This is a genomic window from Allokutzneria oryzae (genome assembly GCF_042429765.1).
GTDB classification, from domain to species: domain Bacteria; phylum Actinomycetota; class Actinomycetes; order Mycobacteriales; family Pseudonocardiaceae; genus Allokutzneria; species Allokutzneria oryzae.
Window position 1 is genome coordinate 411239 of the sequence record NZ_JBHLZU010000018.1, and the last position, 23759, is coordinate 434997.

The window sequence follows — 23759 nt, forward strand, 5'->3', positions numbered from 1 at the left end:
CCGGGGGGACGAGATGGGCGACGCGCCGAACATCAACTGGATGGCGATTCCGCACGAACAGCTCTACAAGGACATCCGCTCCGGATTCGGTGTGGCCGCGGCGGAGCCGAGCAGGGCGTTCTACCACAAGCTCTTCAGGGAATACGTCGATGCCAGGGACGACCTGGCGAAGGGGCTGCAGGCCCTTGGCGCCGCCTGGGGCGGGCTGGCCGCCGACAACGCGCGGGCCAGCATCGGGCGCTTCGGGCCGTGGTCGGAGGTCGCGTCGTCCAGCGCGATCGATCGCAGAAATGCGACCGAGCGGCAGTCCTCGCACTACACGCGGGCCAGGGACAGCATGCCTGAGCCGAAGCGGGTGACGGCGATGCCGGACAACACCGTGATCCGGGGTCTGGCGAACTTCTTCGGCATCACCACCGATCGGCAGGTGCAGGAGAAGGCGGCGCACGAGGCGCATGTCCGGGCCGTCGAGGTGATGCGGTCCTACGCGCGGAGCTCTCAGGAGACGACGTCCGGCTTCCCGGTTTTCGCCCCGCCGCCCCAGATCGGGATCGAGGTGCCGGACGCGCCCGCCCCGGCGCCTACCCCGCCGATCGGCGGTACGCCTCCCGTCCGCCACCCCAAGGGTGGTCGGATCGACGACAGCGGCCGTTCCACCTCGCACCAGCAGGACGGCGGGGTGGTCGATCAGCACCGGCGCGACCCTGGTCAGAGTGACCCGGTTCGCCGCGGCGATGTGGAGCAGCAGGGATTCCGTCCGTCGCCCACTGATCCGGTTCCACTGCCCTCGCCACGAGATGGTGGTGTTGGCGGTGGTGGCTACTCCGGTTCCGGGGTCGGCGGTTTCGCTGGAGGCGTCGCGGGCCTGGGTGGCAGGCTCGGTGGTTCCGGTGGTGGTGGTGGTGGTGCCGTGCGCGGCGGCCAGCCGGGCACTGGTGCCGGACGAGGAAGCGGAGCGGCTGCGCCGATCGCCCCGAGTACCGCTCGGAACGTGGCGGGCAAGCCGGGACAATCGTTCATGCAGCCCGCGCTCCCGTCGTCGCAGCGGGAAGAGGACGGCGAGCACAAGCGCAAGTACTCGGTCACCGACGACCTCGTCGGTGAGTTGCCGAAGGTCGCGCCTCCGGTCATCGGCGAGTAGCGGTGTTCACGCTCACCGTCTCCGCGTATCAGGTGCTGTGGGAAAGGCTCGCACTGCCGCAGATGCCGATCGAGTTGATGGTGTCGCCGCGCGGCATTGAGGAGCACGAGCGGCGCGCTGAGCTCGCGAACGGCCTGGAAGAGTTGCGCACCAACGGTTTTCTCTACCGCGAGGAGCCACATCCCGAGCTTGCGGAAGCACTGTGGCTGCTGGCGCACGCCGAGTGCTCTGTGGACGGTCGGCTGTGGGTCGATCGGCATGTGCGAGCGCTCGCCGTGCGGGCGCGGGGCCGTGCGGTGCTCGGCGTGCTCGCCGACGATCTGTTCACCGTCCAGCGGATCGAACCCGGTGACCTCGCTCGTGCCGTGGTCTCGGTGCTCCCGCCGCTTGCGGCTGGCGCCGGTCAGTCCGTGAGCGTGCCTCGCGAGGTGCTCGGCGCGGCCGCACAGTCAGCTGGCGACTCGGAATGGGCGTTGGTCGACGCGTTGACGGCCGGCGGTGTGCCGAGCGGTGACGCCCGTCGCTTGGGGAGCATGGTCCGGGGCCGGAGCAACGGCGCCCAGTTCGGGGTGACCACGGCCGACGGTGCGGGAAAACCGCGGCGGGCCGACCGCGTCATCGCGTGCTTCGACACTCCGGCCGGGCGCTACATGATGGAGGAGCAGCGCGGGTGGACCACCGTCGCGCCCGCTGATGTGCGACGGCTGGCCACGCGGATCGACCAGCTGCTGGCCGAGCTGGTCAGCCGATCTCGCCCATGAGGTAGCCGATGAACCCGGCGGTCGCCGAGGCCGGGAACGCCAGCGCTTCGAGCGTCCTGATCCTCCTGCCGAGCTCGTCGAGCTCCCGGGACCGTTGCAGGTAGAGGCAGCCGTCGCGGTGCTGGACGTAGCCGACCTCCATGTCGGGCTCGTCGAAGTGCAGCAGGGTGAAGGCGCCGTCCATGCCGGGGTGCAGCCCGACCTTGGTGGGCACGACGCGGATGTCGATGTGCGGGGACTCGACGAGCGCCTGCACGTGGTGGAGCTGCTCGCGGAGCACCTCGACGCCGCCGATGGGTCTGCGCAGCACCGACTCGTCAACGAAGAGGCTGACGCCGAGCGGGTTCTCGGCGCGGCCGATGAGGTCCTGCCGGGCGACGCGCAGCGCGAGCAGCTGCGCCCTGCGGGTGTCGTCGACACCGCCGCGCCAGTCGGCGGCGAGCACGGCGCGCGCGTAGTCGGTGGTCTGGAGCAGCGGGTGGAAGGCGTACATGTCGATGCCGCGCAGCAGCGACGCCTCCGACTCCAGGCTGAGGTAGGTGCGCTGGACCTTGGGCAGGTGCCGTTCGAACGGCTGCCAGTAGCGCGGTCCCTCCGCCTGCCCGACCAGGTCCAGGACCTGGCTGCGCAGGTCGTCAGGAGCGCCGTAGATGTCGAGCAGGTCGCGCACGTCCCGCACCACGATCTTGTTCTGACCGCTCTCGATCCTGGAGATCTTGGCGGTGGAGAACTCGATCCGGCCCGCCACGTCGTCGTGGGTCATTCCGGCGCGTTCCCGCAGCTCACGCAGGATCCGCCCCACCTGGCGCTTGCGCACGGTCGGCGTGTCGGTCACAGCCGATCATGTTCGTGGCGCCGGGCGGGACCGGACCAGGGCCGTGGCGCAGCTTCACCGGATCGGGTAGCTGCACCGTGTAGGTACACGGCTCAGTCGGCGAGCACTTTCCGGCACATCGCCATGAGCTGTCCCTCCGCGCTCTGCGGGGTCGCCGGACTGGTGCCGACGGGTTGCGAGGAGGCGAGGGGCACGGGCCAGCCGAAAGCCATCATGCTGGTGCCCCTGCCGGTGATCTTGGGATTGTTGGTCCAGCCGGACTCGTAGTGGCACGCGGGGCCGGGCCAGTGCCAGAGCACGTCGTCGGCGGGCACGTAACCGGGGATCTCGTTGGCGTAGGCCATCACCCAGAGCTTGCGCTTGGTCAGACCGCGAGTGCCGACGTTGTAGCCGGACAGCGCCTCGCCACCGAGGGCGAGGATGGCGAAGTCGGCGCCGAACTTCCAGCACTGCACCGGCACGTTGTAGACCACCGGGGTGGAGCCGTCGGCGAGCTCGCGGCGCATCGCCTCGCAGAAGCGCGCGCCGGGGGTGTCGCCCTCCTCCACCGCACGGAGCCGTTCCTGCTCGTAGGCGTTGTCGAGGCGGATCAACGTGTCCAAGTCGGTGAGGTCCTCGGCGAGCGGCAGCCGCGCCGCGCGCAGGACGGTCTTGACGGGCCCGTGCACCGGAGTGAGGCCGCCGTCGCGGATGACCTTGATCGCGCCCTGGCCGACGCGGGTCCCAACGTTGACCACGTCGGCGTCACCGCCGGTGCGGTCGGGGTTGCGGTCACCCGCCGCGCCGTTGAAGAAGAAGGCGGGGCAGCCGAACTCGGTCTCGATGAGCTTGCCCGCGATCCCGGGGAAGTCGCTGTCGAAGACGGGTTCGTTGCCGCGGGCGACGGGGTGGCAGGCGTAGCCGAAGAGGGCGAGGACGGGGGTGTTGGTGCCTTCCCTCCTGGCGAGCAGCACGGGAACCTCGTCGGTCTGCCAGCCCAGCCCGACGCGGTTGACGGCGGCTTTCGCGACGCCTTCTCCGTAGGAGAGCGTGACGGGGACGGTGGCCTTGGCCCTGGTCTCGCGCACGAGCGAGACCAGCCGTTTGATGAGCCATTCCGCGTAGTTGTTGACCTCGTCGAGCTGGCTCCCGGAAAGCCCGTAGATGATGTACGGGTCGGGTTCCTCCGGCAGCGCGGGGCCGGAGTGGGTGTGGCTGGCGTTCATCATGAAGGACGCGTTGCCGGTGAGGCGGAGCTCGTTGATGACGCGCGTGCGAACCCTGCTGGACAGGAACGTTGGCAGGTTCAGCAGGTCGACGCGGACCATGATGAGCGGGTCGCCGTTGGCCTGGCTGATCATGACGCACTCGGCGCGCAGTGGCCGCGCCGCCGTGAAGTTGGGGTTGCCACGAGGGTCCCAGCCGTATCCGGCCATCCATCGGTTGCGCACGGTGTTGGGCCCCGGCGTGATGTCAGCGCGGGTGAACGCGACGGAGAACTCGGCCATGCTGGACTCCCCCTCGTTGCGACGTGGTGATCTCCCAAGCTAGTGACGCCGGCTGGTGACAGCTAGCGCCACACGAGCGAGACGATCACGCTGTCCGCCAAGGTCCATTCGGCACGTCACGAGCGCACGAATGGCCGGTCGAGCGGGACGAGCAGGGACGACGTGACGCCGTCGTCCTTTTCGGACTGTCGGCGGCGAGCAGGCGGACGACCCGGGTTCAGGGTTGACCCTGACGCAGCGTCAACCCTGGACGCTGGCCCCATGAAGAGACTGACGGCCGCGGAGCGGGGGCACGGCAGACGGGTTCCGGTGCTCTTCCTCGCCGCGGAGACGTTGTCCCTGCTGGGGAACTCGATCGCCGGAATCGCGCTGCCGTGGCTGGTCCTCGTCCGGACCGAGGACGCCGCGGCCGCGGGCACGGTCGCCGCGGCCTCCGGACTGCCCATGCTGGTCGCCGCGGTCGCGGGCGGCGTGGTGATCGACCGGGTCGGCAGGCGGCGGATCTCCATCGGCGCCGACCTGGCGTCCGCGGCCTGCGTCGCCGCCCTGCCCGTGGTGGACGCGGTCTTCGGGCTGAACCTCGGCTGGTTCATCGTGCTGGGCATCGCGGGCGCGGTCTTCGACATTCCCGGGATGACCGCGCGCGAGACCCTGCTGCCCGATGTCGCCACGTCGGCCGGGATGTCGCTGGAGCGGCTCAGCGGCCTGCGCCAGGCGTTCACCGGGGCCGCGTTGATCGTGGGACCCGCGCTCGGCGCCCTGGTGCTGACCTGGTTGGAGGGCTCGACCGCGCTGTGGGTGACCGCGGCGACCTCGGCGACGGCGGCGCTGCTCACCGCCGCGCTGCCCGCGAACCTGGGCACCAGCACCGTGGCCGAGAAGCAGCACTGGGCCAAGGACCTGCGGTTCGCGGCGAGCGTGCTGCGCCGCGAACCCGTGCTGATCATGCTGACCGCGCTGTCCACGGCGAGCCTGCTCGTCATGGCGCCGATCCAGATGTTGCTGCTGCCCGCGCACTTCGTGCAGACGGGTGGCTCGGCGGGCCAGCTGGGTCCGGTGATCATGGCCTCGGCCCTCGGCATGATCGGGGGCAACCTGGTCTACTCCGCGATCGGCACGCGGTTGTCGCGGCGCACGTGGCTGTCGGTGTCCGTGCTCGGTTCGATCGGCGCGATCGCCTGGCTCACCGCGCTGCCCGCCTACTGGTGGGTGGTGGCCGCCTCGGCCGTCCTCGGCGTGGTCAGCGGGCCCATGCAGCCGCTGATGCTCGTGCTGACCAGCGAACGGGTGCCGGAGCAGGCGCGTGGACGGGTCTTCGGCGTGCAGAACGCGGTGATGCTGAGCGCCTCACCCGTCGGCGCGTTCGCCGGCGGCTGGCTGATCACCGGACTCGGCGTGCACGGCACCGGCACACTGATCACGGTGGTGTGGGCCGCGCTCGCACTCGGGGCGTTGCTGCTGCCGGGCGCCCGGCAGCTGGAGAGCCAGAACGAGGAGGTGCCGGTCGATGCTGACGATCGGTGAGCTGGCCAGGCTCGCGGGCACCACCGTGCGCGCGGTCCGGCACTACACGGCGGAGGGGCTGATCGACGAGCCGCCGAGGAACTCCTCCGGCTACCGCAGCTACGGGACGATGGCGTTGATCACCGTCTCGCGGATCAAGCGCCTGCGCGACCTCGGCCTGTCCCTGGACCAGATTCGCGAGCTGTTGGGCGAGAAACCGCGGGCACTCGACGATGCTCTGTCCACATTAGACAATGAGCTCGCCGAACAGGAGAAGCGGATCGCGGCCCAGCGCAAGCGGATCGCCGAGCTGCGCGCGTCCGCGGAGGACCCCGAGATTCCCGGCGAGCTCGGCGAGATGCTGCGCCGACTGGAAGCGGAGGGCGTGGACGGGAAGCTGCTCCGCTGGGAGAAGGAGGCGCTGCTGCTGGTCACCATCACCTCACCGGAGAGCCTCGGGCAGCTGACCGAGGCCTACCGCACGTTCTGGGGCGGACCGGTCCGCTCCGAGTCGTTGCTCCGGTTGATGCGCGGTTTCCAGGAGCTGGCCAGCGAGCCGGAGGACAGCCCGGAGGTCGAGCGGCTGGCGGAGAACCTGTTGGCGGACAACCCGAACATCACCGCGATGATGCAGCGGCAGGAGGTCGGCGACGTCGGGCCGATGGACGCGATGTTCACCGACTTCATCGACTCGTTCGCACCAGCGCAGCGACGGTTCATCTACCTCATGGCCGAGCGCGCGGTGGGAAAGGAGTCGTCGTGATCGCGTTCAGGGCGCTGTTCCTGCTGCTGCGCGGGCGACGTGACGTGCCGGAGGGCGCGACGGCTCTCCCCTGCTCCGGCGAGTCCACCAGCACCTTGGTCGCGCTGCTCGTGGTCTCGGTGATCGAACTGGTCGCGGTGGAGTTCCTGGTCCCGTGGGCCGTCGTACGCTGGATCCTGTTGGCGCTCAGCGTCTACAGCGTGCTGTGGCTGGTCGGCTACATCGCGTCCCTGATCACCCGGCCACATCTCGTCGGGCCGGAGGAGCTGGTGCTGCGCAGCGGATCGCGCGTCGAACTGTCCTTTCCGGTCACTGCCGTACGAGCGGCGTGGACCGAGCGCAAGGGCAACCACGGGGGCTCGGTCACCGTGGACGGCGAGACGCTGGTCCTCCCCAACGGCGACACCACCACGGTCGTCGTCGAGTTCGACCGGTCGTGCGAGGTGGACCTCGGCAAACGCGGTCGGCACGCCGTGCGGCGGGTCCGCTTCCACGCCGACGACGCGAAGACCGCGGTCCGAATGCTGCGGTTGGTGAACCCGACCTAGTCGCTGTCCTGCAAGTCGTCCCGATGCCCCGAGGCGGCACCACCCCGTGCCCCCGTGCGCTGGCTGGCGTGGTCGGGGTTTTCGCGTTTTGTCACCTTCATGCGCAAAAGAGCGCTCCCAAGTCGCATCAAGGCTACATAACGCGAAATGAGGGGCACGTGGATGAGGCGTCAGGGGGTGGTGAGGTGGTGTTACCACTTGCGGGACAGGCGCTAGAACCAGCGCTCCAGCACCTGGGCGACGCCGTCCTCGGAGTTGGGCGCCGCGACCTCGTCGGCGACCTCCAACACGGAGGCGTGGGCGTTGCCCATCGCGACGCCCTGCCCGGCCCACGACAGCATCGCGATGTCGTTGGGCATGTCGCCGAAGGCGATGACGTCGGCGGCATCGATGCCGTAGGCGTCCGCGAGCAGCTCCAGGCCGGTCGCCTTGGTGACACCCGCGACCACGATCTCGATCAGCCCGGTGCCGATCGAGAAGGTCACGTCGACCACCCCGTCGAGCACGGCCTTCGCCGCGGTGGCCATCTCGTCGCTGGTCATCAGGGCGTTGCGGACCAGGAGCTTGACCGCGGGCATGCCGAGCAGCTCGTCGCGCGCGACCCGGACCGACTCGGTGTCCGGCCACGCGTGGGTGTACCCGTCCTCGATGAGGAAGCAGTCGGCGTTGGAGTCCTCCAGCCGCTCCACCGCGAGCGTGCTGCCGGGGATCGCGCGGGTGACCGCCTCGGCCGCGTCGCGCAGCAGGACCGCGTCGAGCGCCGAGCGGCTGATCACCCGGTTCTCCGCGAAGTCGTAGACCATCGACCCGTTGTTGCAGACCGCGGGGCCGACCAGGTCCAGCTGGCGCATGACCGGCAGGGTCCACCTCGGTGGCCTGCCGGTGGCGACGACGAACATCGCGCCCGCGTCCAGCGCCCGCCGCACGACCGCTCCGGTGCGGTCGCTGACCCGCTCCAGCGGGTTGAGCAGGGTTCCGTCGGCGTCCGAGGCGATCAGTCGGGGTGTCCTCACCCGCCCATCCTGCCCAACGGCGGTGGGCGGGCGGTGAACCCACGGTGTCGGACTCGTGAGCTAGCGTCGCCGGATGCGCTTCGGAATCGTGATCCTCCCTGATCAGCCCTGGTCCCAGGGCGGTGACCGCTGGCGTCGGGCGGAGTCCTACGGCTTCGACCACGCGTGGACCTACGACCACCTGGCGTGGCGGACGCTGGCCGACGGCCCGTGGTACGACGCGGTGTCCACGCTGACCGCCGCCGCGCTCACCACCTCGCGGATCAGGCTGGGCACGCTGGTCGCCAACCCGAACTTCCGCCACCCGGTGACCTTCTCTCGGCAGCTGATGGGGCTGGACGACATCTCCGGCGGGCGGTTCACCCTCGGGGTGGGCGCGGGTGCTTCCGCGCTGGACCCGACGATCCTCGGCGACACCCCGCTGGCCCCGCGACAGCTGGTGTCCCGGCTCGGCGAGTTCGTCGAGCTGCTGGACAAGCTGCTGACCACCGACCACGTGAGCTACGACGGCGAGTACTTCCGCGCGGTGGACGCGCGCACGCTGCCGGGCTGCGCGCAGCGCCCGAGGCTGCCGTTCGTGGTCGCGGCCAACGGTCCGCGGTCGATGCGGGTCGCCGCGCGGTTCGGCAAGGGCTGGGTGACGACCGGTCCGAAGGCGGAGGACGCCGAGGGCTGGTGGCAGGGCGTCGCCGAGCTGGCCAAGCGAATGGACGACATCCTCGACGAGTCCACTATGGACAGACATCTCTCGCTCGACGCCTGCCCGGTGTTCTCACTGTCCAGTGTGGACTATTTCGCCGAGGCGACCGGCCGCGCGGCGGAGCTCGGGTTCACGGACGTGATCACGCACTGGCCGCGCGAGAGCGACTGGTACGCGGGCAGCGTGGACGTGCTGGAGGAGGTCGTGACGAGCGTCATGCCGCGGTACCGCTGAGCGCGCGTAGCGTCCCCGGGGGGAACTGCCAACGGGGAAGGCGGGGGCCACCGTGCGGACCGGACAACTCGACCTCGGACAGACGCGGCTGGCGTGGACCAGCGCCGGCAGCGGCGATCCGGTCGTCCTCGTGCACGGGTCCTGGGACGACCACCGCAGCTGGGATCGCGTGGCCGGGCCGCTCGGCGAACGGCACACGGTGATCCGCTACGACCGGCGCGGGCACACGGCGAGCACAGCGCCGCGCGGCCAGGGCAGCATCCTGGAGGACGTGGACGACCTCTCCGCCGTGGTCGAGCACTTGGCGGGCGGCCGAGCGCACCTGGTCGGGCACTCCTACGGCTCGTCGATCGTGCTGCTGGCGACGGCGAAGCGACCGGAGGTGGTGCGCAGCGCGCTGGTGCACGAGCCACCGGCGTTCGCCCTGTTGCCCACGGAGGACGACGACCTGCGGCTCACGGCCGCCCGATGGATGCGCCAGGCAGCCGAGCTGCTCGGGTTCGGCGACGTCGAAGGCGGCACGCGGATGTTCGTCGAGCACGTCGGCTTCGGCGAGGGCAGCTGGCTCGACCTGTTCGACGCCGAGCAGCGCGCCGCGATGATGGCCAACGCGGAGACCTGGCTCGACCAGTACCGCGACCTGGACCGGTTGGCGGTGGACCCGTCGTCACTGGCCGGGCTCGGCGTCGCGGTCACGGTGACGACGGGTGAGCGGACGCTGCCCGTCTACCGAGCCGTGGTCCGGGAGATCGCCGACCGCCTGCCGGAGGCGCGGGTCCGCGAGATCCCGGGAGCCGGTCACGCGCCCCAGCTGTCCCACCCGGCGGCCTTCGTCACCGCCGCCCGGGACCACCTGGGCGTCCTCTAGCTCACCGGTCTAGTCCTTGGTGGGCCCGGACTTCTCCCTGAGCGCGAACCAGGAGACGGCCGCGGCGCCGACCAGCAGGGCCGCCGCGACCCCGGCCGCGACGACCGCGCCGTCGACGAATGCGTGCCGGGCCACGTCGATGAGCTGGGACGCCTGCTCCGGCGGGAGCTTCGGGGCGACGGAGAACGCGCCGCCGATGGACTCCCGCGCGACCGCGAGGACGTCGGGCGGCACCACCGCGGCGAGCGTGTTCATGCTGTTGCGGTAGACGATCGTGGTCGCCGAGCCCAGCAGCGCGATGCCCAGCGCCGCGCCGAGCTGGTAGGCCGTCTCGGACAGGGCGGAGGCCGCGCCGGACTTCTCCTTGGGGGCCGCGGTCAGCACCATGTTCGCGTTGACGGTGAACGCCAGCCCGGCGCCGCCGCCCGCGGTGAACATGACGAGACCGACCGTCCACGCGCTGGTGTCCGGCTCGAAACCGAGCGCGATGCACAGGCCCGCCGCGATCACCACCAGCCCGATCGAGGTGGCCTTCCGCGCCGACCAGCGGTGCGCGATCGTGCTGGACATCAGGCCGCCGGTGACCGCGCCGACCGTGCCGGGCAGGTTCAGCAGGCCGGAGCTCAGCGGGCTGTAGCCCTGAACGAGCTGCAGGAACTGGGAGAGGATGAACGACGCGCCCGCGAGGCCGAGCACGGCGAGCAGCGTGGACAGGATCGCGCTGCTGAACCTCGGGTTGGCGAACAGCCGCACGTCGACCAGGGGGTGCGGGATCACCAGCTGCCTGCGGGAGAACCAGACCAGCGCGAACACGCCCAGCGCCACGGCGACCACCGCCAGCGGCTGCGCCCAGCCGTAGACCGCGATCTCCTTGACGCCGTAGACGACCGCGACCACGCCGACCAGCGAGGCGAACACGCTCGGCAGGTCCCAGGCACCGGGCACCGGGTCCTTGGACTCCGGCAGCACCCACATGCCCACGCCGATCAGCACCACCATCACCGGCACGTTGATCAGGAAGACCGAGCCCCACCAGAAGTGCTGGAGCAGCACACCGCCGACGAGCGGGCCGAGCGCCGCGCCCGCGGAGGCCATCGCGCCCCACACCGCGACCGCGAACCCGCGCTCCCTGGGGTTGGTGAAGATGTTGCGGATGATCGACAGCGTCGAGGGCATCAGCGTCGCGCCCGCGACGCCCTGCACCACGCGGGCCGCGATCAGCAGGTTCGCGCTGGGCGCGAAGGCGGCGACCGCGGAGAAGACGCCGAACCCTGCCGAGCCGATCATCAACAGCTTCTTGCGGCCGATCCGGTCACCCAGCGTGCCCATCGTGACCAGCAACCCGGCCAGCACGAACGCGTAGATGTCCCCGATCCACAGGATCTGGGTGCTCGTCGGCTTCAGGCTCTCGGTCAGGTGCGGGATGGCCAGACTGAGCACCGTGGTGTCCAGCGACACCAGCAGGATCGCCAGGACCAGCGTGGCGAGGGCGAGCCACCGGTGGCGGGTGGTCACCGGACTGGTCTCGTGGACGGAGGACAAAGCGGTCACTCGGTTTCTCCTCGCGTGACGCCACCGACGATCAGTTCGATGACGGCGCGGGGGTTGTCGTTCCCGGGCAGCCTGCCCTCCCTTGCCGCGAGCGCGGCGGCGAAGAGCAGGCTGGCGAGCGCGTCGACCATCCAGGTCGCGGGCAGGTCGCTCCGGAAGGCGCCGGAGGCCTGGCCGCGCAGGAACAGCGCGGTCAGCCGCTCGTCGAGGGCGTGGTAGCCGGACTGGAACTCGGGGGTGGCCGCGTCCAGCGGCTGGGTGGTGACGAAGCGGAACAGCTCGGCGACCGGGGTCAGCGACTCGACGACCCGGCCGAGCGCGGCCAGCGGCTCCCCGGACTCGGGGGCGGCGGCGGTGAGCGCGGCCACGGTCTCGCCGAGACCGAGCCAGAGCAGCTGGTCGAGCAGGGCGTCGCGGCTGGGCACGACCCGGTGCAGGGTCGCCCTGCTGATCCCGGCGGCCTCGGCCACCTCGGTCATGGACGCGCCGTGGTTGCGCACCAGCAGTGCGGCGGCGGCGCGCAGCACCTGGTCCCGATCGGTCACCACGGCGGGACGCTAACACGGCTGAGACAGTGGCGTCTCAGTAATGCGAGAACGTGGTGAACCAATGATCTTCCAACGCCGAACTGTCCACTCGCAACAATGCCAGGGAGTTCTTCAGACGTATTTCAGCCCGCCGAAGGCGGCGCGGGGGCGCGGTGTCCGAGAAGGACACCACGCCCCCGCCCTGGGAGCACGGGTTCAGCGGATGGGTTCGAGCACGTCCTTGCCGCCCATGAACGGCCGCAGCGCCGCCGGGACCCGAACGGAACCGTCGGCCTGCTGGTGGTTCTCCAGGATCGCCACGATCCAGCGCGTGGTGGCCAGCGTGCCGTTGAGCGTGGCCGCGATCTGGCTCTTGTTGTCGGCGTCGCGGTAGCGCACCGACAGCCTGCGCGCCTGGAAGGTGGTGCAGTTGGAGGTCGAGCTGACCTCGCGGAACGCCTGCTGGGTCGGCAGCCACGCCTCGCAGTCGTACTTGCGGGCCGCGCTGCTGCCGAGGTCGCCACCGGCCACGTCGATCACCCGGTAGGGCAGCTCGACCTTGGCCAGCATCTCCTCCTCCCAGGCGAGCAGCCGCAGGTGCTCGTCGTGGGCGTCCTCGGGGCGGGTGTAGACGAACATCTCCACCTTGTCGAACTGGTGGACGCGGATGATGCCCCTGGTGTCCTTGCCGTAGGAGCCCGCCTCGCGGCGGAAGCAGGTGGACCAGCCCGCGTAGCGCTTCGGCCCCGCGCCGAGGTCGATGATCTCGTCGGCGTGGTAGCCCGCGAGCGGCACCTCGGAGGTGCCGACCAGGTACTGGTCGTCGTCGCGCAGCCGGTAGACCTCGCTGGCGTGCGCGCCGAGGAAGCCGGTGCCCTCCATGATCTCCGGGCGCACCAGCACCGGCGGGATCATCAGGGTGAAGCCCTCCGCGATCGCCTGCTGCGCCGCGAGGTTGAGCATGGCCAGTTGCAGCTGCGCGCCAACCCCGGTGAGGAAGTAGAAGCGCGAGCCGGAGACCTTGGCCCCGCGCTCCATGTCGATCGCGCCGAGCGACTCGGCGAGCTCCAGGTGGTCCTTGGGCTCGAAGTCGAAGCTCGGCTTGTCACCGACGTGCTTGAGCACGACGTAGTCGTCCTCGCCGCCGTGCGGGGCGCCGTCCTCGACGAGGTTGGAGACCCGGCGGTGCGCCGCGACGAACGCGGCTTCGGCCTCGGCCTGCTCCGCCTCGGCCGCCTTGACCTCCGCCGCGAGCTCCTTGCCCTTGACCAGGAGCGCGGCGCGCTCCTCGCCCTGGGCGCGGCCGACCTGCTTGCCGAACTGCTTCTGCTCGGCGCGCAGGGAGTCCGCGCGGGAGACCGTGGAGCGTCGCCGCTCGTCGGCGGAGAGCAGGGCGTCGACGAGGGACGGGTCCTCGCCCCTCGCGCGCTGCGAACCGCGTACGGCTTCCGGATCTTCGCGGAGCGTCTTGAGGTCGATCACAGCAGGTGAGCTTAGTGGTGGCGGGAAACCGGGAGTCGGCCGACCGCCGATCCCGGTCCCACAAGATCTACTAGCTGATGGCGACGGCGACCACGAGGCCGAGCGCGATGTGCGCGGAGGCCACCACCAGGCTGGCCGGGGTGTAGACGTCGGAGCGGATCAGGTTGCCGATGTCGATCCGGGTCACCCACTCCAGCAGCCGCACCGCGAGCACCTGCACGATCACCCCGGCGAAGCCGAAGACCAGCGCGGAGAGCAGGCCCTCCGACAGCTTGCCGCCGGCGTTGTTGATCACGACGACGACGATGAACGCCATGCTGATCAGGCCGGCGGAGGTGATCACCACCGCGTTCGGCGCGCCGTTGCGGACGAGCTGGCTGAGCTTGCCGGGCGTGGTGAAATCGATGGCGTAGAAGCCGACGAGCATGAGCAGCAGGCCGACGACCGCGTACAACGCGATGGCACCGACGCCCCGCAGGAGCGCACCGCCGAAGCCCTCCTCCAGCGCCAGGCTGGAGACGGCGAGATGGGTGGTCACGTACTTCCTCCTACGACCCAGTCCGGAAACGTCCCAGACTGTCCATTATGGATAGTGATTGGCGGTTTCAGGACTCAGGGATGCGGTGCGGCACGAAAGCCGCGCCGTCGTCGGTGACCAGGCCGACGGTCTCCCGGATGCCCAGGCCCGCCGAGTGGTCGCCGACCACCCACGCGCCCAGCACCGGGCGCATGCCGTCGAACTCCGGCAGCGGGTCGAAGAGCTGGTAGACGTAGCCCTCCTTGCCGTACACGCCACCGGTCTCGTGCTCCATGCCGGGAGCCACGATCTGGATGTTCGACCCCTCCCTGCCGAGCCGCGGCTTGCGCACGTACTCGGTGAGGAAGCCGGGTTCGTCGAGGAAGGCGGGCAGCAGGTTCGGGTGGCCCGGGTACATCTCCCAGAGCACCGCGAGCAGCGCCTTGTTCGACAGCAGCATCTTCCACAGCGGCTCGACCCACAGCGTGTTGGGCTGGCTCTCCACCGCGTGCCTGCCGAACGGGTCGTCGACGACCCACTCCCACGGGTAGAGCTTCACCACGGTGGACATCGGGTCCTCGCGCAGGTCGACGAAGCGCTTGAGCTCCGGGTCCCAGCCGATCTCCTCGATGGCCAGGCCCACGGTGTCCAGCCCGGCCTCGGCCGCGGTCTCCTGCAGGTACGCGGCGGTGACGTGGTCCTCACCGGAGGAGTCCGCCGCCGACCAGGTGAAGTGCGCCTGCCCCGCGGGCAGCCGGTCGGTGAGCTGGCTCCACCGCTCGACCAGCTTCTCGTGGATGGAGTTCCACTGGTCGTCGCCCTCGTGGGTGTCGGTCAGCCAGTGCCACTGCACCACGGCCGCCTCCAGCAACGAGGTCGGCGTGTCGGCGTTGTACTCCAGCATCTTCGCGGGGCCGGAGCCGTCGTAGCGCAGGTCGAAGCGCCCGTAGAGGTGGGGGTCGCCGCGCTTCCACGAGTCCGCGATCGCCGGCCACACCCACTCCGGCAGCCCGAAGTCGCGGTAGCGCTCGGTGGTGACCACGTTGTCCACCGCGTCCAGGCACATGGAGTGCAGCAGCTCGACGTCGGCCTCCAGCGCGAGCACCTCGTCGAGGCTGAAGACGTAGTTCACCGACTCGTCCCAGTACGGGCGTTGCACGCCACCCGGCCCCGCGGCGGGGCTGCCGAAGACCAGACCCTGGTCGGCGACCTTGCGCTCCCAGTCGGCGCGCGGTTCGGAGCTCTCCCTGTGCACTCAGCTTCCTCCGCTGGTGGAGCCCTTGCTGCCACCGCTGCTGCCGCCGCTGCGGACACCGAAGCCGCCGCGCTGGATGGACTTGCCGGACGGGGTGGAGATGTTGGCGCCGCTGGGCTTGATCGAGGTCCCGCCGGTCACCCTCTGCCCGATCGCGCCGCTGCCGCCGTAGTTGTAGCTGTACTGGCGACCGCCACCACCGAGGTAGATGAACGTGCTGCCGCCACCGCTGCTGTAGCCGCCGTGACTGCGCGCGTAGTCGTCGTCGCAGTAGTAGTCGTCGACCACGACGTTGTTGTTGTCGACGCAGCGCGCCTCGACGTCGTCGGGCTGCGAGGCGGCGTACCAGATCGCGATCAGCGCGACCACGCCGACGGAGACGCCACCGCCGATGAGCAGCCGCTTGCGCAGCTTGGCCTTGCGCGCGGCCTCGGCCTCCTCGGCCGCGCGCCGCTCCCGCTCCTCGCGGCGGGCCGCCTCGCGCGCCCGCTGCTCCGCGACCGTCGGCGGCCGGGCCCTCGTGGTGTTCGGGTCCTGGAAGTTGATCTGGCCGCGCCGGGGTTTCGGTTTCTCCGGCGTGTCGACCGGTTTCGCCGCTGCCGCCGGTCCGGCGCCGGGCTCGGCCTTCGGCTCCGGTGTCGGCTCGGCTGTCGGCTCGGTCTTGGCGGACTCGGCGTGCGCCCCTGCGGGGGCAGGCTCGGACGCCGACGACCCCTGTTGGGCCGACGGGGTCTCCTTCGGCTCGGGCCGCTGCTCGCCGCCCGGCGTTTCGTTGTTCGTCATCAACCACTCCCGCGCCGCACCGTACCTAGGTCATACGTGTGACGGAGGACAGTGGCCAAATAGCAACCCATGTCACCCGGATAGCCGCTTGGGTTGGCCGGACCCGGCATCATGGGGTAAATGCCGTTAGCCGTTGCCGTCGAGACCGCGATCGGACCCGCCGCATGGATCACACCCAGAGCACCCGCCGAGTGATGGCGGGGGCCTTCGCCGGCGCACTGCTCATCCTGGCGGCGAGCACGGTGTTCGGCTGGCGGCTCGGCTCCGACGTCGCCAGCGACGGACCGGGTCACGTGCTCGCCGACGCACCCTCGGGAACGTGCCTGACCTGGACGAAGCCGGACGCCAGCGACGTCTCCAAGGTGGCCTGTGAGAAACCGCACCTGTTCGAGCTGACCGCGACGGCGGACCTCGCGACCGACCCGAACTTCGGCGAGGACGTGGCGTTCCCGGACGCGCTGCGGTGGGCCCAGATCGGTCAGTCGTGGTGCGGCGACAAGTCCGTCGAGGCGCTCCAGGGGCGGCTGGACCCCGCAGGGCGGCTCAGTGTGAGCGCGCTCAAACCGACCCAGAAGAGCTGGGAGAACGGCGACCGCAAGCTCTGGTGCGGCGTCCAGGCGGCCGGACCGTCCGGCGCTTTGTACCCGATCGTGGGTAGTGCCAGGACCATCGACCAGTCCGACGTGCACTCGGTCGGGCTGTGCGTCGGCATCAGCGGCCGCTCCGTCGCCGATCCGGTGGACTGCACCAAGGCGCACGCCTACGAGGTGGTCGGCGTCGTCGACCTCGGCGCGCACTTCCCCTCGGAGTTCCCCGACGAGACCAAGCAGAACCAGCTGCTGAGCGCGCAGTGCCCGAAGCTGGCCGCCGAGTACGCGGGCGGCCCGAACGTGGTCGAGCAGAAGGGTCTGACGGTCTACTGGGACACCCGCAAGCAGGACAGCTGGATGGCTGGTTCGCGCCGGGTGGACTGCAAGGTCGGCGCCCAGCTGCCGGACAAGAGCGGCCTCGCCCCGATCAGCGGCAGCGTGAGCAAGGACAAGCAGGACGCGATCAACGTCGGCAAGGAGCCGGCGCTGGCGCAGGTCCCGCTGGTGCCGCCGGGCGCGCCCGCCCCGCCCGGCTCGCCGGGCACCGACACCTCCGGCCAGATCGACGTGCCCAACGAGCCGCAGGGCACCACCCCGGAGGGCGGCGGGCCGGCGCCGACAACGGAGCAGGGCGGCGGCTGATCCCCGGTGCCGGTCGAGGAGCGGCGCCCGGAGGAGCCCGGCCCGCTCGGGCTCTACGAGGTCGTCGACGGGGTGGCGATCACCGCGGTGCGGCTCCCAACGACGCACACCGCTTCCCCTAGCCCCAGCCGAGTTCGTGAAGGCGCTGGTCAGAGATGCCGAAGTGGTGACCGACCTCGTGCACGACGGTCGTTGCGACTTCGTACACGACGTCGTCGCGCGTCTCGCAGATGCGGAGCGTCGGCCCCCGGTAGATGGTGATCCGGTCCGGGAGCACCCCGCCGTAGGTCGAGGTGCGCTCGGTCAGCGCGACACCTTCGTAGAGCCCCAGTAGTTCCGGCTCTGATCCGTCCGGCTCGTCTTCGACGAGCACGACCACGTTGTCCATGAGCCGTGTCAGCTCTCGCGGGATCGTGTCGAGTGCTTCCGAAACAAGGGTGTCGAACTCTCGCGCGGCCATCTCCACGTTCCCCATTCTGCGTGGAGACGTGCCGCCAGTGCGCCCCTTGTGATGATCGCTTTTGTCCCTGGGACGTGCGGGCTCGGGCCGTGCTCCTCCTCGCCCTCCGGGACGTGCTCGAAGCGCGGGACGCCCGGTCGGTGGCCGTGGTGGGCAGCCGCCCGTCCAGGCGCGGGATCGCGCGGGGTCACCGTGCTGTCGCGCCCGCACCAGGTGCCTGACGCGCTGGACACCCCGGCCCTCGCCACGTTGCGAGAACCGGGGCTCAGCTGCCGTGAAGGCCGGGGCGGTACGGGCTCAGTGAGCCATCAGCAGCGGGCGCCGCCGGACCAAGCCTTCGTGACGTTCTTGCCGATGTACAGCTCTTCCCCCGGATTGAAGCAAATGCTCGGCTGGGGCTCGTTGTTGATGCTGATGTCCACCCAGACGCGCTGGCCGCCGCAGTGCTTGTAGTAGTGCTTGGTCCAGTAGGACACACCCGAGGTCCAGTGACCGCACGGGCCTGCGGAGGCCGTTCCGCTGGAGACCACCATGGCTCCACCGAGCGTGCCAGCGACGGTCAGGGCAGCGGCGAGCACGCCCAGAATTCGCTTCTTCACAACTTTCCTCGTCTCGTATGCGCAAGGGACGGGCGACGATCTTTCCCACTACTCCATGCGGATGCACAACCAGTTCACGTGAGGGTGAATGTGACGACCTGAACGAGGGATGCCGCGACGTGCGCGTGGGTGGCTTCGGCAATCGCGGGCTCTGTCAGTTTGGCGGGACTGCCGAGATCTCCGCGACCGACTCGCCAGCAAGGCGAAACACCTGATCAGCGACCACAAGAGCATGTGATACCCGGGGGAACACATGTACGAGTCGCTCGCCTCTTACCCACCCGGGACGCGATTCGTGGACCCGCCGCGTCCGGTGTGAGCAGACTTGACCACGTTGTCTCCCCGACCTGACACGGGGCGCACCTTCATCCGCACCCGCGTGCACTTCAGGGACAACCTGACTCGCGGCGAACTGAGTCCTGCGGATGCGCGAAGCCTCTTCCTCGTGCAATGAGAGCTTCCGCTCCGGAGTGACAGTGGAGCCGCAAGAACGAGTTGAATCTCCCAACCTTCACGAGAAGAGTCGATACCGTTCCGGCCTCATGAACAACACGGATGATTTCAGCAGCCTGGGGAATACCCTGACGCGTTGCCCGACCGACTTTGAAGGCAATGAGGACGCTCATCTCGCCCGTTCTGAGCATTTCCAGGCCTGCACGGAAGCCCGGCAGGTCAACGTGCGCGTGGAAGCCCGATGACCAGGGGAAACGCTGATCGGGCAGAAGCGGTCGGTTGTGGTGGTCACCGCGCCTGCCCCGAACCGCAGTCACGCAACCGAGAGGTGCACGAGATGGGCCGGGGCTGGCTACAGCTGCGCTTCTGGCCACTCCAGGCAACGCCAGCCGTCCCCGTCGTCCTGCAGCACCACGCGTCCGGTGTTGGGCAGGTAGGCCCGGCCGACGAGCTGGTTGTCCAGCCCCTCGACGAGCTGACCAGCCATGAAGCGCAGCACACCACCGTGGCTGACCAGCACGACCGTGCCCTCGGGGTGCTCGGCGGTGATGCGGTCGAGCGCGTCGAGGAACCGCTCGCGGATCTGACGGCCGGTCTCGCCGCCACCGGGCATCGGGCGGTCGAGGTCCCCGGCCAGCCAGGTGCCGAAGACCTCGCGGTAGCGCTCGACGGACTCCATGTCGTTGCGGCCCTGGAGCTCACCGAGCTGCACCTCGTGCACGCCGGGGACCACGACGACGTCCAGCCCGTGCGCGTCGGCGATCGGCGCCGCGGTCTCCCGCGCGCGGACGGCCTCGCTGGCGTAGACCGCGCGCACCGGCTCGTCGGCCAGCTCGACGCCGACCTTCAACGCCTGCCTGTGACCCTCGGCGGTCAGCGGCGGGCCGGGCAGCACGGCGTCCAGCACGAGGTCCACATTGGACTGCGTCTGGCCGTGCCTGACCAGAACAAGGCGCAAGGACCTCACGCACGTCCTCCGGACCTGATCTCGGCGAGCCACTCGGCGGCCGCGGTGAACGCCTCGTCGGAGCCGCTGGGGCCGCCCTCGTCGGCGCGCGGGAACGAGCCGAGGAAGCGCACGTCCTGGCAGTGCCGCCGCAGCGCGGCCAGCGCCTCCCCCACGTGCGCCTGTGCGACGTGCCCCGCGAAGTCGAGGAAGAAGCGGTACTCGCCGAAGCTGCCCTTGATCGGCCGCGACTCGATGCGGGTGAGGTTGACCCCGCGCAGCGCGAACTCGTTGAGCACCCGCGCCAGCGAGCCGATCGCGTCGCCGGTCACCACGACCACGGTCGTCCGGTCGGCCCCGGTGGGCGGCGGCACCGCGCCGGGGCGGCGCACCAGCAGGAACCGGGTGACCGCGTCCTCGATGTCGGCGACCTGTCCGGCGAGCACGCTCAGCCCGTAGCGCTCGGCGGCCAGCGGCGAGCACACGGCCGCGTCGGCCTGCCCGTCGCGCACGGCGACCGCGGCGGCCGAGGTGGAGGTCGTCGCCGACTGGGCCGCGCCGGGCAGGTGGACCTCCAGCCAGCGGCGCACCTGGGCGAGAGCGTGCGGGTGGCTGGTGATCGTCCGGACGTCCTCCGCGCGAGTCCCCTCGCGGACGAGGATGTCGAAGCGCACCGGCAGCATCGTCTCGGCGACCGCGACCAGGGGGGCGCCGTCGGCGAGCGCGTCCATGGTGGAGGTGACCGAGCCCTCGACGGAGTTCTCGATCGGCACGCACGCGGCGTCGCGTTCACCGGAGCGGACGGCGTCCAGCGCGGCGGCGACGGACTCGGCGGGAATCAGTTCGGCGGTGTTCAGCCCCGTGGCGGTGGAGTCGGCGAGCAACCGGCACACGGCCTGCTCGGTGAACGTCCCCTCCGGGCCCAGATACGCGATGCGCGGCACGCGTCCACCTTATGCCGCGCATCCGGCACGCCCTGAGGACGAATCGGGTGCGCCCGAACGGGCCAGCTCAGGGTGAGATGCGAAAGACATATTCAGTCCCCTGTTCGCCCCTTGCAATGTTTCCCCCCTCTCAGGCGATGCTTGAGACGTGAGCGGTGACGCGGAACGCACGGAGACGGCCGGTCGAAGCACCTACGAGGCCCACACGGTGATCCCCGCCCCACGACGCACCCCGCAACTCGTGCTGTGCGCGGTCGACGAGGAGATGGCCGAGGCGTGGCGGGAGATCGCCCAGGACCGGCCCGAGCTCAGCGTGCACCTGGGCTCGATCCTGGAGCTGGACGTGGACGCCGTGGTCAGCCCGGCGAACTCCTACGGCTGGATGCGCGGCGGGATCGACGCGACCTACGCGCAGGTGTTCCCCCAGATCGAGGAGAGCGTGCGCCGGGCGGTGCTGGCCTACCACGGCGGTGAGCTGCCGGTCGGCGAGGCGCTGGTGGTGCGCACGGGGCGGCCGACACCGGCGTGGCTGGTGAGCGCGCCGACGATGCGGGAGCCGGGCGAACGGCTGCCGAAGGACACCGTGCACCCCTACCTGGCGGCTCGGGCGGTGTTCCGGCTGTGGTCCGGCGGGCGGCTGGAGAGCGGGACCCCGCTGCGCAGGGCGGTCAGCGCGCTGGCCATGCCCGGGCTCGGCACGGGCGTCGGCGGGGTGGACCCGAAGGCCTGCGCGCGGCAGGTGGCCGCGGCGTGGGACGAGGTCATGACCCCGGTGGCGTGAGTGGTGTGAGGAGCGGGCATGCCGAGAGCGCCCCGGCCGGGGAACCGGGGCGCTCTCGGTGGCAGCGCTCAGCTGCCCTCGATACCGCGGACCTTGATCTTCGCGGGTGCGGCGGGCTTGCGAACGACCTCGCGCACTCGAACGCGGAGCAGGCCGCGGTCGTAGTCGGCCTCGACGTTCTCGCCGGTCACGCCCTCGGGCAGGCGGAACTCGCGACGGAACTCGCCACCGCGCAGCTCGCGCACCAGCACTCCGTCGTCCTTGCCCGCCTCGCGGCGCCCGCTGATCGCGAGCTTGCCCTCGCTGACCTCGACATCGACACCGTCGGTGATGTCGATGCCCGGCAGCTCCAGCGTGATCACGACGTCCTCGCCGTCGCGGTGCACGTCCGCCGGGGGAACGAAGGTCCCGGCGCGGTTGTTGACACCGTTCGCACGGCGGGTGAGCGCGTCGAAGTCGGCGTCGATCTGACGGATCAGCGTGGTGAACGGGTCACTCAGTGACCGCACTGCGAGAGCCATCCGAATCCCTCCCTATGCATTCTGAACACCGGCTTTAGCACTCGGCGTCTACGAGTGCTAACGGTCGACCCCTCGCGGTTGTTCCCAGTACCGTGTGATCCGTGCCGATCAGAGTGCTGCTCGTCGACGACCACGAGGTCGTCAGAAGAGGACTGCGGGACCTGCTCGACTCGGAGTCCGACGTCGAGGTGGTCGCCGAGGCCGGGACGGCCGGCGAGGCGGTGGTGCGGGCGGAGGCGGTCGCACCCCGGGTCGCGGTGGTGGACATGCGGCTGCCGGACGGGGACGGCGTGACGCTGTGCCAGCGGCTGCGCGCCCTGCCGGAACCGCCGTTCTGCCTGGTGCTGACGGCCTTCGACGACGAACAGGCGCTGGTGGGCGCGATCCTGGCCGGGGCGTCGGGCTACCTGCTCAAGCAGGTGCGCGGCCAGGACCTGGTGACCGCGATCCGCGAGGTGGCCGCGGGGCGCTCACTGCTGGACCCGCAGACGACGGCGCGGGTGCTGGACCGGATGCGCCGCGAGGCGTCCAAGCCCGCCGACGAGCTGGCGTCGCTGACCGAGCAGGAGCGCAAGGTCCTGGAGCTGATCGGCGAGGGCATGTCGAACCGGGAGATCGCCGAGCGGCTGTTCCTCGCGGAGAAGACGGTGAAGAACTACGTCACCTCCGTGCTCGCGAAACTGCGCATGCAGCGGCGCACGCAGGCCGCCGCCTGGATCGCTAAGCGAACGCGAGGGGAATCTCCCACGTGACCTTGGTGCCGCTGCGCGCGGAGGAGGTGACCCGGCAGCGCCCGCCCGCGGCGACGGCACGCTCTTCGAGGTGACGCAGCCCGCGCTTGGACACGTCCTTGGGAATCCCGCAGCCGTCGTCGACGACTTCCAGGCGCAGCAAGGAGTTCTTGCGCCGGACGTGCACGCCGACCGTCCGCGCACCGGAGTGCCTGACCACATTGGACAGTGCTTCCCGGAGTGCGGCCCGCGCGTGGTCGGCGGCCTCGGACGGCACGTTGTCCAGGTCCCCCTTGGTCTCCAGGCGCGGCGGAAAGCCCAGCAGCTCCCCGGCGATGCCGACCTCGGCGCGAACGGAGGCGAGCAGGTCGGCGGGCGGCTCCGGATCGGCCGAGCGCAACGCGCGCACGGTGCCGCGGACCTCCTCGATGGTCTGGTCGAGCTGGTCGACGGCCTCGGCCAGCCGCGCCGAGTCGGCCCGGTCCAGCCGAGAGGCCAACCGCCGCCCGAGCAGGTCCAACTGCATTCCGGCTGCGTAGAGCCGCTGCACGATCACGTCGTGCAGGTCGCGGGCGATGCGCTCGCGCTCCTCGTAGACGGCGATGCGGCGGCGGGCCGTCGCCCCCTCTGCGAGCACGATCGCGAGCCCTGCCTGCGCGGCGAAGCTGGCCAAGAGGTCGACGGTGACCTGGCTGAACGGCTCGGCCCCTCGGCGGCGGTAGACCGCGAGCGCCCCCAGACGGCGTTCCCTGGTCCCGAACGGCGCGACGGCGAACGGCCCGTAGCCGCGGAGCGCGGGCGGGACGAACGGCGCCGTGCGGGGATCGACCACGAAGTCGTCCACCGCGACCGGCACCCCGCCCCTGGCGACCCGCGCCGCGGCCGACCGCGCCGAGAGCGTCAGCCCCACGGGGTCGTCGTCCGTGGTGGGGTGCGCGGCCTCGACGGTCAGCCTGCCGTCCTCCGTGCGGACCATGACGAGCCCGAGGTCGGCCTCGGCGAGGGCGGCGGCCCTGCGCACGACCAACGGCAGCACACCGTCCACGTCGTCCCCGGCGAGGGCGGCGGTGGTGATCTCCGTGGAAGCCGCGAGCGCGCGGGCGGCGAGCGTGGGGTCCACAGTT

General features: G+C 70.6%; 26 protein-coding genes. 11 read left to right on the plus strand and 15 right to left on the minus strand.

Annotated elements, in window-relative coordinates; genetic code table 11:
• Nucleotides 1–40 precede the first annotated feature (40 nt).
• Both ACFFQA_RS21110 and ACFFQA_RS21115 read left to right on the plus strand, forming a co-directional pair.
• Nucleotides 41–1141 (plus strand): PPE domain-containing protein, encoded by a 1101-nt coding sequence (locus ACFFQA_RS21110; protein ID WP_377854761.1) that lies wholly within the window; start codon nucleotides 41–43, stop codon nucleotides 1139–1141.
• A 2-nt stretch (nucleotides 1142–1143) separates the two neighbouring features.
• The gene (locus ACFFQA_RS21115) at nucleotides 1144–1902 is read left to right on the plus strand and encodes an ESX secretion-associated protein EspG (protein WP_377854763.1); all 759 of its coding nucleotides are present in this window, start codon (nucleotides 1144–1146) and stop codon (nucleotides 1900–1902) included.
• On the opposite strand, the gene ACFFQA_RS21120 is transcribed toward ACFFQA_RS21115, so the two are convergent.
• Both ACFFQA_RS21120 and ACFFQA_RS21125 read right to left on the minus strand, forming a co-directional pair.
• A complete protein-coding gene (locus tag ACFFQA_RS21120) occupies nucleotides 1883–2737 on the minus strand; it encodes a helix-turn-helix domain-containing protein (protein ID WP_377854766.1) in 855 nt (284 codons plus the stop codon). The genes ACFFQA_RS21115 and ACFFQA_RS21120 overlap by 20 nt on opposite strands.
• Nucleotides 2738–2829: 92 nt before the next feature.
• Nucleotides 2830–4224, minus strand: coding sequence for a hypothetical protein (locus ACFFQA_RS21125; RefSeq protein WP_377854768.1), 1395 nt, complete (start codon nucleotides 4222–4224; stop codon nucleotides 2830–2832).
• Nucleotides 4225–4485: 261 nt separating this feature from the next.
• Between ACFFQA_RS21125 and ACFFQA_RS21130 the strand changes: the two genes are divergently transcribed.
• From ACFFQA_RS21130 to ACFFQA_RS21140, 3 genes are read left to right on the plus strand one after another with little or no spacing between them, the layout of a single operon-like run.
• Entirely contained in the window at nucleotides 4486–5748 is a 1263-nt protein-coding gene (locus ACFFQA_RS21130) for an MFS transporter (RefSeq protein WP_377854770.1), read from the plus strand.
• On the plus strand, nucleotides 5732–6490 hold the full coding sequence (locus ACFFQA_RS21135) for a helix-turn-helix domain-containing protein (protein ID WP_377854773.1): 759 nt from the start codon (nucleotides 5732–5734) through the stop codon (nucleotides 6488–6490). Before ACFFQA_RS21130 ends, ACFFQA_RS21135 begins: the two co-directional genes overlap by 17 nt.
• A complete protein-coding gene (locus tag ACFFQA_RS21140) occupies nucleotides 6487–7038 on the plus strand; it encodes a hypothetical protein (RefSeq protein WP_377854776.1) in 552 nt (183 codons plus the stop codon). The genes ACFFQA_RS21135 and ACFFQA_RS21140 overlap by 4 nt, the downstream gene beginning before the upstream one ends.
• Nucleotides 7039–7250: 212 nt before the next feature.
• On the opposite strand, the gene ACFFQA_RS21145 is transcribed toward ACFFQA_RS21140, so the two are convergent.
• The gene (locus tag ACFFQA_RS21145; RefSeq protein ID WP_377854779.1) at nucleotides 7251–8051 is read right to left on the minus strand and encodes an HAD family hydrolase; all 801 of its coding nucleotides are present in this window, start codon (nucleotides 8049–8051) and stop codon (nucleotides 7251–7253) included.
• Between the two features lie 73 nt (nucleotides 8052–8124).
• Here ACFFQA_RS21145 and ACFFQA_RS21150 point away from each other — a divergent pair, with 73 nt between their 5' ends.
• Both ACFFQA_RS21150 and ACFFQA_RS21155 read left to right on the plus strand, forming a co-directional pair.
• Nucleotides 8125–8985 (plus strand): LLM class flavin-dependent oxidoreductase, encoded by an 861-nt coding sequence (locus ACFFQA_RS21150; protein ID WP_377854781.1) that lies wholly within the window; start codon nucleotides 8125–8127, stop codon nucleotides 8983–8985.
• A gap of 52 nt (nucleotides 8986–9037) precedes the next feature.
• Nucleotides 9038–9853, plus strand: coding sequence for an alpha/beta fold hydrolase (locus tag ACFFQA_RS21155; RefSeq protein ID WP_377854784.1), 816 nt, complete (start codon nucleotides 9038–9040; stop codon nucleotides 9851–9853).
• Between the two features lie 9 nt (nucleotides 9854–9862).
• Here ACFFQA_RS21155 and ACFFQA_RS21160 read toward each other — a convergent pair whose 3' ends face one another.
• The 6 genes from ACFFQA_RS21160 to ACFFQA_RS21185 all read right to left on the minus strand — a co-directional run bounded on the left by ACFFQA_RS21160 (nucleotide 9863) and on the right by ACFFQA_RS21185 (nucleotide 15968).
• Complete coding sequence (locus ACFFQA_RS21160; RefSeq protein WP_377854787.1) at nucleotides 9863–11404, minus strand: MFS transporter; 1542 nt, start codon at nucleotides 11402–11404, stop codon at nucleotides 9863–9865.
• The gene (locus ACFFQA_RS21165; protein ID WP_377854790.1) at nucleotides 11401–11952 is read right to left on the minus strand and encodes a TetR/AcrR family transcriptional regulator; all 552 of its coding nucleotides are present in this window, start codon (nucleotides 11950–11952) and stop codon (nucleotides 11401–11403) included. Before ACFFQA_RS21165 ends, ACFFQA_RS21160 begins: the two co-directional genes overlap by 4 nt.
• Nucleotides 11953–12147: 195 nt before the next feature.
• Nucleotides 12148–13413, minus strand: a complete 1266-nt coding sequence (serS, locus tag ACFFQA_RS21170) for a serine--tRNA ligase (protein ID WP_377854793.1) — start codon at nucleotides 13411–13413, stop codon at nucleotides 12148–12150.
• Nucleotides 13414–13483: 70 nt separating this feature from the next.
• Nucleotides 13484–13951, minus strand: a complete 468-nt coding sequence (locus tag ACFFQA_RS21175; RefSeq protein ID WP_377854796.1) for a DUF350 domain-containing protein — start codon at nucleotides 13949–13951, stop codon at nucleotides 13484–13486.
• A gap of 67 nt (nucleotides 13952–14018) precedes the next feature.
• Nucleotides 14019–15185, minus strand: a complete 1167-nt coding sequence (locus ACFFQA_RS21180) for a glutathionylspermidine synthase family protein (protein ID WP_377854798.1) — start codon at nucleotides 15183–15185, stop codon at nucleotides 14019–14021.
• Nucleotides 15186–15968: a hypothetical protein gene (locus ACFFQA_RS21185; protein ID WP_377854801.1), complete on the minus strand. Its 783-nt coding sequence runs from the start codon at nucleotides 15966–15968 to the stop codon at nucleotides 15186–15188. It abuts the gene before it with no gap.
• A gap of 164 nt (nucleotides 15969–16132) precedes the next feature.
• On the opposite strand from ACFFQA_RS21185, the gene ACFFQA_RS21190 reads away from it, so the two are divergent.
• Nucleotides 16133–17200: a septum formation family protein gene (locus ACFFQA_RS21190; RefSeq protein WP_377854804.1), complete on the plus strand. Its 1068-nt coding sequence runs from the start codon at nucleotides 16133–16135 to the stop codon at nucleotides 17198–17200.
• Between the two features lie 118 nt (nucleotides 17201–17318).
• Here the strand turns inward: ACFFQA_RS21190 and ACFFQA_RS21195 are convergent, their stop codons facing one another.
• Together ACFFQA_RS21195 and ACFFQA_RS21200 are read right to left on the minus strand one after the other, a co-directional pair.
• Nucleotides 17319–17660 (minus strand): metallopeptidase family protein, encoded by a 342-nt coding sequence (locus tag ACFFQA_RS21195; RefSeq protein ID WP_377854807.1) that lies wholly within the window; start codon nucleotides 17658–17660, stop codon nucleotides 17319–17321.
• 308 nt (nucleotides 17661–17968) lie between these two features.
• Nucleotides 17969–18259, minus strand: a complete 291-nt coding sequence (locus tag ACFFQA_RS21200) for a DUF6355 family natural product biosynthesis protein (RefSeq protein WP_377854810.1) — start codon at nucleotides 18257–18259, stop codon at nucleotides 17969–17971.
• 542 nt (nucleotides 18260–18801) lie between these two features.
• Here ACFFQA_RS21200 and ACFFQA_RS21205 point away from each other — a divergent pair.
• Nucleotides 18802–18957, plus strand: a complete 156-nt coding sequence (locus ACFFQA_RS21205) for a hypothetical protein (protein WP_377854812.1) — start codon at nucleotides 18802–18804, stop codon at nucleotides 18955–18957.
• A gap of 107 nt (nucleotides 18958–19064) precedes the next feature.
• Here ACFFQA_RS21205 and ACFFQA_RS21210 read toward each other — a convergent pair whose 3' ends face one another.
• Nucleotides 19065–19679, minus strand: coding sequence for a histidine phosphatase family protein (locus ACFFQA_RS21210; protein WP_377854815.1), 615 nt, complete (start codon nucleotides 19677–19679; stop codon nucleotides 19065–19067).
• Nucleotides 19676–20602: a prephenate dehydratase gene (gene pheA, locus ACFFQA_RS21215; RefSeq protein ID WP_377854818.1), complete on the minus strand. Its 927-nt coding sequence runs from the start codon at nucleotides 20600–20602 to the stop codon at nucleotides 19676–19678. Before pheA ends, ACFFQA_RS21210 begins: the two co-directional genes overlap by 4 nt.
• Before the next feature lie 265 nt (nucleotides 20603–20867).
• Between pheA and ACFFQA_RS21220 the strand changes: the two genes are divergently transcribed.
• Nucleotides 20868–21383 carry a macro domain-containing protein gene (locus tag ACFFQA_RS21220; RefSeq protein WP_377855924.1) on the plus strand — a complete coding sequence of 172 codons (516 nt, stop codon included), beginning with the start codon at nucleotides 20868–20870 and terminating at the stop codon, nucleotides 21381–21383.
• Between the two features lie 68 nt (nucleotides 21384–21451).
• On the opposite strand, the gene ACFFQA_RS21225 is transcribed toward ACFFQA_RS21220, so the two are convergent.
• Complete coding sequence (locus ACFFQA_RS21225) at nucleotides 21452–21904, minus strand: Hsp20/alpha crystallin family protein (protein ID WP_377854821.1); 453 nt, start codon at nucleotides 21902–21904, stop codon at nucleotides 21452–21454.
• Nucleotides 21905–22005: 101 nt separating this feature from the next.
• Here ACFFQA_RS21225 and ACFFQA_RS21230 point away from each other — a divergent pair, with 101 nt between their 5' ends.
• On the plus strand, nucleotides 22006–22656 hold the full coding sequence (locus ACFFQA_RS21230) for a response regulator (RefSeq protein ID WP_377854824.1): 651 nt from the start codon (nucleotides 22006–22008) through the stop codon (nucleotides 22654–22656).
• Here ACFFQA_RS21230 and ACFFQA_RS21235 read toward each other — a convergent pair.
• Nucleotides 22625–23755: a GAF domain-containing sensor histidine kinase gene (locus ACFFQA_RS21235; RefSeq protein ID WP_377854826.1), complete on the minus strand. Its 1131-nt coding sequence runs from the start codon at nucleotides 23753–23755 to the stop codon at nucleotides 22625–22627. The genes ACFFQA_RS21230 and ACFFQA_RS21235 overlap by 32 nt on opposite strands.
• Between the last annotated feature and the right edge of the window lie 4 nt (nucleotides 23756–23759).